The sequence below is a fragment of the Streptomyces sp. NPDC060209 genome (genome assembly GCF_042728155.1).
Lineage (GTDB): Bacteria > Actinomycetota > Actinomycetes > Streptomycetales > Streptomycetaceae > Streptomyces.
In genome coordinates this window covers 20,867-31,911 of sequence record NZ_JBHWZS010000074.1, presented here as the reverse complement: position 1 = coordinate 31,911, position 11,045 = coordinate 20,867, and the positions used below count along the sequence as shown (strand labels likewise).

The window sequence follows — 11,045 nt, the reverse complement described above, 5'->3', positions numbered from 1 at the left end:
AAGTCATACGGGGAACGGTAGGCCACCCCGGGGGTGGTGAGCAGGCGCATTTCGCCGACACCTGAACTTGGATCCATTCCGGCCGATCGGCATCCTGCCGTCCCGCCAGTCGGGCCAGCTACGGCTCCCCGTCGGCAGTCCCGCACCCAGCAGCGTCCGGTGCTCCGGAGCGAAGCGGAACCCCCAGCGCTCCTCCACCTGATCGAGTTCCCGCTCGCTCATGCCTCGCTCGATCTCGACTCCGGCAGGGAGCATGGCGAGCAGCGCCTGGGCGTCTTTGGAGGTCAGCGGGTTCTCGCGGCTGATCGAAGTCATACGGGGAACGGTAGGCCACCCCGGGGGTGGTGAGCAGGCGCATTTCGCCGACACCTGAACTTGGATCCATTCCGGCCGATCGGCATCCCCGGCTGACGCTGGACGAGGCCGGCAGTTGCTGCGGTCGGCTTCGGCACACGCGGCGGAAGGGCATCGAGACTCTGGGACCGGAACGAGCGGCGCAACTCCTCGACCGGCACCACCGGCCGGTGCGCCTCGGTCAGGACACAGCTGTCGACTCATAGGAGTCTGTTCCGGCCTCGACGCTGGTGCCGTTGAGACCGGAACGCTTCGGTCAGCTGCTCCCGGCCCCCGCGGACCAGTGGGGCGTGAGCGGGACTCCGAAGTGCATCAGTTTCTCCAGGACGTAACTCCTGGTCTCCTCGGTCATGAAGGGGTGAGCCGCGTCGAGCACGTCCAGGTCATCGAGCAGGAGCTCCAGAACCTGGAACCAGAACGCGTCGTTCAGCGTCTTGTCCGCGCTGCGCAGGCCGAGATCGACGCATTCGAAGCAGCGGCGCAGGAGATCCTCGTGTGCGGACGGACGCCGCAGCGCGGGAATCACCAGAGGCTCGGCGAACCCGTCCCTGAGGAGCGGGTAGAGAAGCACTTCACCGCTCGCGCCCTCCTCTTCCGACAGGGCCCGGATCGGCTCCGCCGTCTCGGGCACTGTGCCCAGGAGTATCTCCTGGACATTCGAACGCGTCATGGCGGACGCCTGCATCCACTCTCCTCCTCGACAGAAACGACTGCCCAGCTCCATACCCTCGCGGCAGACCCTGTCTGACCACGTTCTGCGAGCTCGGTCTGGAAGCCGTCGGCCAACGCCTTGAGCCGGACCAGGCGGTGATCGAGTGCCGGCGCCCAGCCGCGTTCACCGATTAGCGGCCAGCACCGCCGCGAGGCCCTCTTGTAGATCTTTGACGAAATACTCGGGAACCTCCAGCGACGGGAAATGTCCCCCGATTTCGGGCGACCTCCATCGGACGATCTGCCGGTACCGCTGCTGCGCCCAGGCGCGCGGACACTTCTCGATGTCGCGGGGATACATACTGATTGCTGACGGGACGTCGACCCGGAGTTCGGGATCGAGCGAGTTGTGGCTTTCGTAGTAGATTCGGGCCGCCGATGCGCCGGTCCGCGTCAGCCAATACAGGGTGACGTCGTCAAGAATACGATCTCTGGAAATCCTCTCGAACGGGCTGTCTTCGGTGTCTGACCACTCGGCGAACTTGTCAAGGATCCAGGCGAGAAGTCCGATCGGTGAGTCGACGAGCGAGTAGCCGATGGTCTGCGGTCGGGTCGCCTGCTGCTTCGCGTACGCCGCGCGGTGGCGCCAGAAATCGCGGGTTTCCTCGGTCCACTTGCGCTCGACCTCCGTCAGCCCGTCCGTTGTCAACCCGGGTGGTGCCTCCGCGAACGTTGTGTGGATGCCGAGAACGTGCGCCGGGAACCTGCCGCCCAGGACCGTGGTGATCACACCTCCCCAGTCGCCGCCGTGGGCTACGAACTTGCCGTAGCCGAGCCTTCCCATCAGTTCCACCCATGCGGCCGCGATCTTTTCGGTTCCCCACCCGGTGGTGGCCGGCTTGTCGCTGTAACCAAATCCCGGTAGCGACGGGACCACGACGTGGAACGCCGGCGCGTCTGGATCTTTCGGATCTGCCAGCTCGTCCACCACATCGATGAACTCAGCAATGCTGCCTGGCCAGCCGTGCGTCAAGATCAGAGGAGTGGCATCCGCGCGTGCGGATCGGCGGTGCAGGAAGTGGATTCCCAGATCATCGATGGTCGTGCGGAACTGGCCGATCCGGTTGAGGCGCGCTTCGAACGACCGCCAGTTGTATCCGGTGCGCCAGTAGTTCACGACATCGACGAGGTCGGCGAGAGGAACGCCCTGTTCCCATCGGTGAGGGTCGGGCGCGGCGCGATAGACCGTCTCAGCCTCCGGTAGTCGCGCCGCGGCTAGTCGCGCGCGCAGATCATCGAGGTCAGCGTCGGTTGCGTGGGCTTCAAATGCTTGCACGTCGCTGGTTGGACGGGGCATGAGACCTCCTGGCCATCGCGGAGCCGGCAACGATCCATCGCGAACCGTCTAAGACGGTTCTAGCAGTTCCCCGAGCCACGCTGCAACCAGCTAAGGTGGTTCCATGCGTGCTGCGTTTCCTGACTTCCGCCTCGGTAATGTGCTGGCGACCAGCTTCACTGGCACTCTGTCGGAGCGTCATGGCGACGCTGTGGAGCGCATTCCCACGCCGCACCGACTCGTCGACTGGCTGGCAGTGAACGGCCTCGCCGTGGACTCCTGCAGCACTGCCCAGCTCGACCTCGCCCGGGAGCTGAGGGAGTCGATTCACGCCGCCGCGACAGCGGCCGCGATCCAGGACGCTCTCCCAGCATCCGCTGTCCAAGTCATCAATGACTGCAGCGCTCAGGGTCGGGCCGCAGCGATCCTGACGCACGAGGGTAAGCGGCGATGGCGGCTCAGCTCGGCTTCCTGCGTGGAAGACGCCCTCAGCGTGATCGCCGCCGACGCGATCAGCATCATCGCGGGCGAGCGAGACGGAAAGCTGGCCTTGTGCGGATCACCAACCTGCCAAGCCGCCTTCTTCGACACCAGCCAAAGTCGCACCCGCAAATGGTGCGACATGAACACGTGTGGGAATCGTCAGAAGAAAGCACGCTTCAATGCCAACCAGCGCAAAAACCCCAGATCAGCGGAGTGATCGTTACCCTCGGTCTCATCCAAGTGGGTCCCGCGCCGACCGTCGCCGCCCTTCTGCACCATCGAACGCAGTTGCGGGAGCTAAGGGCTGTCCCGTAATCCCCGGCGGGCGCACGACGACAGCTACGGCACCTCGCCGCGTTGTCGGGTCGCCCGAATACGCCCAGTATGAGGACGCCCCTCCGCCTTGCGATGCACCGCATCCGACGCCGCGCGCTGATCCACCGGGCATTACGGGACAGCCCTTAGGTGCAATCCTCCATGGATGAATCATCTCGGCGACGTGAACCTGCGCACCTGGACGCTGCGCTTCATGGCCCTCCTCGCAGCCGACACCCAGGATCAGATCGCCTGGCTGGGCGAGCGTGAGCTGGAGACGAAGGACGCCGTTGAAGAGGTGGAGTTGCTCTGCCGCATCTCCGAAGGACTCGCGGAGCGCGGAGCCTTCGAACCCGAGGAACAGCACGTTCTCCAGGCCATCGGCCGTCGCCTCGGCGAGATCGACGGCGCGAGCCGCGTCGGTCTCTGGGCCGCCGCCCTGGCCACAGATCCGGCGTGGGACGAAATACGTCCTCTCGCCCGCCAGTTCCTCCTCAAGACGCTGGGCGACTGGCGTCAGCCACTGCCACGCCCTGCGCGCCCGCATACGGACGACCGCTGAGCACGTCCAGGCCGCCTGTGCTTCGGTGGAGGGATGCGGCGGGATCGAGCGGCGAGTGGGCTTGCAGGTTGGCTGTTGCCTGGTTGCCGGCGGCTGCCGGACGGCATCGCCGCGACCTAGTCCTGCCGCTTTTCGTACGCTTCCCGGATGGTGGCGGGTATGCGGCCGTTGTCATTGACAAGGTAGCCGTTGGCTCGGGCCCACGTTCGTACGACGTCGACTTCGGCGCTGCGATCGAACATGAAGGCGTCGGCTGTCCCGTTGACGATGTAGGCAGGCACGGGTGTGGCATCGAGCCACTCCCGAGGTAGAGAGAGCCCGAAGTGGGCTCCGATGACATTCAGACAGCGTCGTCCGTGATGGGGTATCTCTTCACTCTCCTCTGCGTAGTCCGTACCACCGGGTCCGAGGAGGCCTTCACGGACGAAAGCGGGCAGCAGAAAGTCACGGTCCTCTCCGTTCCGGGTCCGCTCCTCGCCAATCCCGAAGGAACAGAGAAGGTGCCCGTCGCGGGCATACTCGAATTGGGCAGGCGGGGATTCGGGCCACGAGGACAGCACCACGGCTTCGCCCCCGTGCCGCGAAAGCTCACCCCACCGGTAGCTCCCCACTGGGGACCCGTATTCCAGGGCGTAGGACCATCCGGCGCTCCGGCCGACACGTGCCCCACTGGCCGCGCCGTATTCCTCGCTGTGGCCGGACCAGGCCATCTTCCGTGCCTGTGCGTCCAGGAGCGGCCTCGCCACAGGGACCGCTGCCCCCACACCCAGTCGCTGAGCAAGCTCATCCGGTTCCATGCCGCGTGCGAAGACGACAGTGAAATCCCAGTCCCTCAGCTCCGCCAGCCACCCAATGCCCTCTGCCAAGACAACCCCCCACTCGGCCGCCAACGTCTTGAGGAGCGTAACCACAAACACTGACATCGAGCTGTCTGGACCAGGACGTGCCGTGCACACACGGTCGGCCAAGCTCTCCGAGTGGCTGCCGTACTCGCTGGAGAACACCATCAAGCTGCGCCGCAAGCTCACGCCTACGCGAAGTACGAGATACTCATCGGCCCTTGACTCGCACCCGTGCTCGGCTCGAAGCGCCTTGAATCGCTGAGTGTGGCTGACGTCCGGCGCTTCCTGGTCCGCCTGGAGGAGAGGACCACCGCGGCCACCGCCAAGAATCTCGCCGCGCCCACCGCACCGTCCCGACCGCTGCCTGCCGCGAAGAACTGGTCCTGCGGAACGTGGCCACCCTGGTCGCCCCAGTTCGTGGCGGACGGGGGCTCCAAACCACAGGCGTCCGGTGTCGTCCATGTCCGGCATGGATGTCAGCCTGCCTCGACCTGTGGTCGCTCGGACAGCACGTTCGGGTGCGTACCTCATGCGGGTTCCGGCCCAGGCGCCCAGGCTTGGCCTCACGATATGTCTCCTCGTGAAGGTGAAAGAACATGCCGACGTACGTCGCCTTGCTGAACTGGACCGATCAAGGGGTCCGAAACTACAAGGACACCGCCAAGCGCTCCGAGGCCTTCGGGGCAGCGGTGGAGAAGCTTGGGGCGAAGGTCCTGAGCATTTACTGGACCGTCGGTCCGTACGACCTCGTGGCCATCGTCGAGGCGCCCGACGACGAGACTGCCACGGCAGCACTCCTGCAACTCGGTGGGGTGGGCAACATCCGCTCCACGACTCTGCGGGCCTTCGGCCCGGAGGAGATGGGGCGCATCATCGCCAAGGCGGCCGGCTGACGACCCACGTCGTCCGAGACCCCAGCGCGAGGCAGCAAGCCATCTGGACCGCATGCTGAAGCGGCAGCATCCCGACCGTGGACAACCACACAGCTGGAGGCGCGGCCCTTGTCGGCGCTGCATCTCGATTGCGGCGAACCGTCGTTGCCCGTGATTGGCCGCCCGAATGGCACAGGTGTGGCGCGGCCCACCGCGATCGGGGGGAGACGTCGAAGTCCTTGACGTGAGCACGAGTCAGCGCCGTGCCCAGTAGCTCGCGTGCTTCCTCGGCCAAGACGGGTTCCACGGTGTTGTAGTCCGGGGTGTCGTCAGGGCTGAGCACCTGGAAGATGTCCAGGATCGGGACAGATCCTCGTCCGGCTCCACTGCGGCCGCCGGCCGCAGTCACTCGTCGTCGCTGCACCATCGTCCTTCGGATCGTCGCCCTCCAGTGATGAGGCGACGGTGGTGAGCCGGTGAATTCCTTGCTTGGGGACGGACAGGTGGTGCAAGATCCGTCAGCCGCCAGGTCACGGGGATCAGGGGCTTGGCCTGTGGGGGTTGTTGTGGCTGGTGCGGACCAACCGATGAATCCACTGGGGGAACCCGATGCCCGCGCGAGCCGCCGACGGCAGTGGCCCGTCGCCCTGGTGGGCCTCTGCCTCATGCTCTCTATGGCGGCCTGTGCTAACGAAGACAGACCCGGACCGTCGAGCGTCACGGAAGCCCAGGCGCGAGAAGTCCTCGAGAACGTGATTTCCGACATTGCGGACAACACCACGGAGGGCTTTTGCGAGAAGTCCACTGTTCAGGTTGAAAGTTGTGAGTATGCGCTAGACGAGGCGAGGACCGAATGCCTCGCCCCTGGCCCAGCGCCGAAAGTAGTGAACTCTGCCCGAGTACCTAGGAAGCCAAACCGTGACGGTGGATGGGTCCTAGCTGTGGAGGGCCGAACAGGTGGCGGGCAACGATACGTCTCGCACTTCTTCGTTACTGCTCCGAACGGAATACCCCGCGCGTCTATCGGCATCTACTGGACTGGAATCGGCTTGGGCGACCGCTCTACCGAAAAGTGGCGCAATGTCCTTCCTCAGTCCGAGTGCCTGAAGGGAGCTCGGGGGTAACTTGACGGCGGCAGTGCAAACCTCCGCGACAACAGGAAGCCCCGGGCCGCTGACCTGGGGGCTTTTCCCTTTGCCTCCTCCATCAGATGCGATCACACTTGGGGAGTAGCTTTGTGAGGAGCACAAGGATTTGCACCTGCCCCCATCCTGATCAGGTCGGTATACGGGCGGCCTACAGCACGCAAGATCCCGACCTGCGCTGCGCCAACCTGCTGTCTGCGTCCGGCGGGATTCGCCAAGGACCGGCCGTGTTGGTGTCAGTCGCTGATGTCATCGCCCGACGGCGCTCTTGACAGGCTCTCGCTCTGCCCAGGTGCCGGCGCGGTGCAACCGACACTTGCGGCCTGCCTTGCCTCGGTCTACCGTGCCCCTGCCCTGAACCACCTGACAGCCACTATGGCGACACCTGAGATGGCAAGGACCGCGACGGCTACGCCGATGATGTCTCCCGGGCCCAACAGTCCGAACATCTGCGTCTCCTTCGCTGCCTAATGGCAGTAGCCCGCGACACACGATCGTGTACCGCGTGGAGATCAACATGGCAGCCAGCCCCCGCCTGTGGAACCCCAAGCGGCAAGTCTTGAGGACCATCTGAGCTTGGCTCCTTTTCAGTAGCGAGATGCCGCACCCTGTCCATGCTCCTCAACGCACCACTTACCCAGCTCCCATCCCGTCCGCCTTCGACCCACACTCCGTGGAGCGGGCGTGGTTCAGGGCGTCAAGATGGAGCGCGCCACTGTACGAACGACCTTGAGGCCCTGGGCCGCGACTGCTCGGCTCTGCCTGGGTCGAAGGTGATCGGGATGGGAGCCCACAACGCTCACCACGAACCCGCCGACACCCGCGAACGGCGCCCCTCCCTCCCCGGAGTCTGAGCGCCCCCGCCGGAGGCCTGCCTTGCGCCTGCCATTCCCCCTCGCTCAGGTAGCGCGCGACGAGCCTTGAACCCCGCAGAGAAGGTCTCTACTCACGCCCAGCGCGACACGCCCCAGGGACTGCCGTCACCTACTACCGTCAACGCCCCCGCAGCGACTCGCTGCGGGGGCGTTCTGACCGGTGGGCGCGGACGGTTTCGAACCGCCGACATCTGCTTTGTAAGTTCGCTCCACCTCGGCCCTGACTGGGCCCAAATACGCGCACGCGAGCCGTCTGCAGCCGTCCAATGCCGCAGCTACCCGCGGTCGTTGATGTCAGAGTTGGATGTCAGCGGAGCAGCTCATGCCCTCAGTCAAGGTCGTCGAGGGCTATCTGCTCCATCTGTGAAGCTTGACCCGGAATACGAACTCCCGGAATTCCAGCAGCCCGAAGCACCTCGATTCGATCGATAATAGTTTCAGAAAATGCCGACCAGCCAACTGAAGGAACAGGTTCCGTGAACGAGCCACTCCCCTTGGGAGCCGTGACATAGCAAACAGCGTCGTAAAGATTCTCTGCTAGAAGCCTTTCACAAAATACCCCACCGCGCTCCTGGTAAGAAAGATTCGTCCACTTATCACTTACAGGAATCGGCGATTTCGCCGTCTTCACTGGACGACGCGATCCAGCATCATCTTCCATCAAGTAGAAGTAGCCGAGCCAAGGCGGCCTGGCGGGATGCTGAGAAGAAAAAGCCCGACGGACATCCGTAGCACTTCCCACGGCCTCTTCTACTCGGTTATTGAAATTGTTTCCGTATGATGGCCCACCGAGCGCCTTAAGTTCAAATGCTGCAACGAGAAATTTCCCCCAAGTGACGACTACATCCCACTTCTTCTGGGGCCTATAGAAGCCCGGCAACTCCAGCTGCGATGCAGTCTGAATGCACGAAGAAGGGTATCCCGCGGCGCGAAAGAAGTTTGCTACCAGGCTTACAATTGGGTCAAACTGCTTGCCACCTCTGACTGAACCCTCAGTGCCCGCATCTTGGTCGTCGTTTTCATCTCCGAGTGCGATATCCTCTTGACTTGACTCTGCGACAGAGACCTCTTCCGCAAGCCCATAGATGTCTGCGTCGGGATCCATCCCAGCAAGAATTGCGTCTGCCCTTTTCTTAGCAGCCGCCTTGGCCGCTTTTTTGGCGCGCGCTTTTCTGGCCTGCTCTTCCTTGATCTCCCAGTACGAGATGATCGCACCCTCAAGGTTGCCGCGATCCACAGGCAAGTTACTTCCCTTACTCTGGTAGCTCACTGAGTCCGTACACACGTAGAGCCGCCGCCGTGGCGCCTTCGACATCGCGCTTCTCAAAGGCGGTCGCCAAAGCAGTCTGGTCTTCTTCACTAATATCAGCGGGGAAAGGCACTCGAATGCGGCGCAAATATTGAGCCTGGAAGCGAAGCGTTCCGCCTCGCATCTTGACTGCATACGCTTCTACAAAGGCTTCCGCGACCTTGGATAGCAGCAGGCCGCCGAGTACGCGCATGTCCCAGACATCCGAGACGATGAAATACAGGTTGTGGTGAGGGTACAAACCGCCTTCATCCAGCACCGGATGGATAGTCAGCTTCATGTCTGGGAACAAAAGTTTGGGCCGACGGGTTAGTTCGTGATCGACTTTGTCGATCGTCTTATACCAACGGTGAGGCTGTTTCGTTGCGACGTAGCGTTTACGCAAAGCAGCACCGTGCTCCTCAAAGTAAGAGGCGAGCTGCGGGTAAGCCGTTAGATCAACCAGGTCACCTTCTGCCGTCCAAGGATTGACCAGGTAGGTGCCATGCCAATCAAGGCCGCCACTAGTGGTGTCTCGAACCATGGCCATCGGAAGGAGCCTGTCAGGCTCTACAAGATCGGCATTACCCGTGAGAAACACCTTGTCAGCACCGGTAGCGATGCCGATCCCGACACGTGTACCGGCCTGAGGGTCTTCCAGCAGACCGAAACGCTCGTTGAGATCTTCCAACATGGCTAGCCGCGCTGGTGATGCAGTCGGCCAAGAGGCATCGTCATCGAACCAGTGCGGCAGTCGAGCACCCTGGAATGATTCTTTTTTGGTCGACTGTGAATCCGCGTCGAAGTACCAGGCGAGAAACCCGCGAGCTTGCTCGGCTCCAAAGAATCGATTGGTGTCCGCTGCTACTGCCTCGTTTTGAGGCCGGTTGGAAATAATAGTGATGGCTGGGTAGGCGGCGACCTGGTCATAGAAGGCGTCGACATCGTGCATGACCAGGGCCAGATCCATGCTGAAGTGGCGATTCACCAGCTGACGCAGACGGCTACCGTACTGATTCCGCATCCATCGGTCCGCACAGATGAAGCCCAGCTGACCATCGGGGTTAAGGCTCCGCAGAGCAACCTCATAGAAGCCGACGTAGATATCAGCTCGGCCACCCATCGTGGAGCAGACGCTTCGGTAGGCCTTCATACGATCGTCGGGTACGTCTTCGAGCCGGATGTACGGCGGGTTCCCGACTACGTAGTCCGCGCCATGCTCCGAGGGGGGCTGCAGCAGGTAGTCACCTTGTTGGACCCAAGCGGCTGCTACCTGAGTGGCTTCGTCGGGTTGCCAGCCCTCATCTACCAGCTCCTTCTCGACCACGCGGCGGCTCGCCTGCACGTTGCGAGGAAGCAGGTCGAAGGCCCGGATGGATGCCAGCGCGTCACTGATCGGGCGTCCATGTGCGCGGCAAGAGGCGCTAATTCGCGTTGCAGCGGCGGCCAGGAACGCTCCGCTACCGCAGGCCGGCTCGACGAGGCGCACAGTGCTGAGGTCCTTGTCGGCCGTGTAGCCAAGGAGATCAAAGATGAGATCGACCACCCAGCGCCGCGTGAACACCTCGCCATGCACCACAGCCTGCGGCGGGAGATCTGGGACGGTGCGTACGTTGGTGCTGATAGTTGAGAGAGCGGTCACGTCGACGACCCTACAGCCGGGACAACTGCTGTGGCTGCTGTCCTTCGGTGTGGCACTTGTCCTTGCTAGCTGCGGTGGGTGAGCAGGCGGGTGCTGGCTTGTAAGGGCAGCACGGTGGCAGCTGGCGTTCTAGCAGGTGAGTCGCAGTAGCACTGCGCGCCTCGTCAGCGAGCCGCGATGCCTGCTCTGCCCCACCGTTGACCGTGACTGACCGCACGCTGTGACACGACTGTGGCATGCACAAAAGGGCTCCGCACTTAGAAGGCACTCGGGCCTGGGTATCTCTGGCCTGCAACTCCGGTGCAGCTGGTGTACATGACCACTGACGCTGGGCCAGCGGAACAACTCCGGCAGGGCGCGGACTTCGGGCGCTTTCGCTGGCCTCTCCACCCATCGCCACAGGCGTGCTAAGCCGCGCAACGTCACAGACTCCTGAGCGGGACTAGACGAGACGCTCTGCTTGGGTTGAAGAGATGAAAGAGTATTCATAAACCTCTGAATGAGTCATTGCTATTAGATGAATTGGGGGGGTGAAATCCTCCCAGTCTTGCACATCTCGCAAAGCTATCACTGACGAGCGGTCATCGTAGACCAGTAGGACATCAAGATCTGCGGGGTGGCAAGTTCTGAGCGCCGATCCGAAGAGCCAAACTTGAAGCGGCAGGGTGCGTGCGATGCAG

The 11,045-nt window shown here is 63.0% G+C and carries 8 protein-coding genes and 2 pseudogenes; 3 read left to right on the top strand and 7 right to left on the bottom strand.

The window, feature by feature from the left end:
* Window positions 1-3: 3 nt before the first annotated feature.
* The 3 genes from ACFWFI_RS16710 to ACFWFI_RS16700 all read right to left on the bottom strand — a co-directional run bounded on the left by ACFWFI_RS16710 (window position 4) and on the right by ACFWFI_RS16700 (window position 2,362).
* Window positions 4-315: a hypothetical protein gene (locus tag ACFWFI_RS16710; protein ID WP_387390299.1), complete on the bottom strand. Its 312-nt coding sequence runs from the start codon at window positions 313-315 to the stop codon at window positions 4-6.
* Between the two features lie 295 nt (window positions 316-610).
* Entirely contained in the window at window positions 611-1,024 is a 414-nt protein-coding gene (locus ACFWFI_RS16705; RefSeq protein WP_387390296.1) for a hypothetical protein, read from the bottom strand.
* Between the two features lie 165 nt (window positions 1,025-1,189).
* The gene (locus ACFWFI_RS16700; RefSeq protein WP_387390294.1) at window positions 1,190-2,362 is read right to left on the bottom strand and encodes an epoxide hydrolase family protein; all 1,173 of its coding nucleotides are present in this window, start codon (window positions 2,360-2,362) and stop codon (window positions 1,190-1,192) included.
* A gap of 103 nt (window positions 2,363-2,465) precedes the next feature.
* Between ACFWFI_RS16700 and ACFWFI_RS16695 the strand changes: the two genes are divergently transcribed.
* The gene (locus tag ACFWFI_RS16695) at window positions 2,466-3,041 is read left to right on the top strand and encodes a CGNR zinc finger domain-containing protein (RefSeq protein ID WP_387390292.1); all 576 of its coding nucleotides are present in this window, start codon (window positions 2,466-2,468) and stop codon (window positions 3,039-3,041) included.
* Between the two features lie 264 nt (window positions 3,042-3,305).
* Window positions 3,306-3,701: a hypothetical protein gene (locus ACFWFI_RS16690; protein WP_387390290.1), complete on the top strand. Its 396-nt coding sequence runs from the start codon at window positions 3,306-3,308 to the stop codon at window positions 3,699-3,701.
* 116 nt (window positions 3,702-3,817) lie between these two features.
* On the opposite strand, the pseudogene ACFWFI_RS16685 reads toward ACFWFI_RS16690, so the two are convergent.
* Both ACFWFI_RS16685 and ACFWFI_RS16680 read right to left on the bottom strand, forming a co-directional pair.
* Window positions 3,818-3,913: pseudogene (locus ACFWFI_RS16685) on the bottom strand (histone-like nucleoid-structuring protein Lsr2); the annotation flags it as partial.
* Window positions 3,914-4,126: 213 nt separating this feature from the next.
* Window positions 4,127-4,624 (bottom strand): annotated as a pseudogene (locus tag ACFWFI_RS16680) (DUF6461 domain-containing protein); the annotation flags it as partial.
* A gap of 515 nt (window positions 4,625-5,139) precedes the next feature.
* Here ACFWFI_RS16680 and ACFWFI_RS16675 point away from each other — a divergent pair.
* Complete coding sequence (locus ACFWFI_RS16675) at window positions 5,140-5,436, top strand: GYD domain-containing protein (protein ID WP_387390287.1); 297 nt, start codon at window positions 5,140-5,142, stop codon at window positions 5,434-5,436.
* A gap of 2,327 nt (window positions 5,437-7,763) precedes the next feature.
* Here the strand turns inward: ACFWFI_RS16675 and ACFWFI_RS16670 are convergent.
* Together ACFWFI_RS16670 and ACFWFI_RS16665 are read right to left on the bottom strand one after the other, a co-directional pair.
* Window positions 7,764-8,705, bottom strand: a complete 942-nt coding sequence (locus ACFWFI_RS16670; protein WP_387390286.1) for a PaeR7I family type II restriction endonuclease — start codon at window positions 8,703-8,705, stop codon at window positions 7,764-7,766.
* On the bottom strand, window positions 8,689-10,365 hold the full coding sequence (locus ACFWFI_RS16665) for an Eco57I restriction-modification methylase domain-containing protein (RefSeq protein ID WP_387390283.1): 1,677 nt from the start codon (window positions 10,363-10,365) through the stop codon (window positions 8,689-8,691). Before ACFWFI_RS16665 ends, ACFWFI_RS16670 begins: the two co-directional genes overlap by 17 nt.
* Window positions 10,366-11,045: the final 680 nt, after the last annotated feature.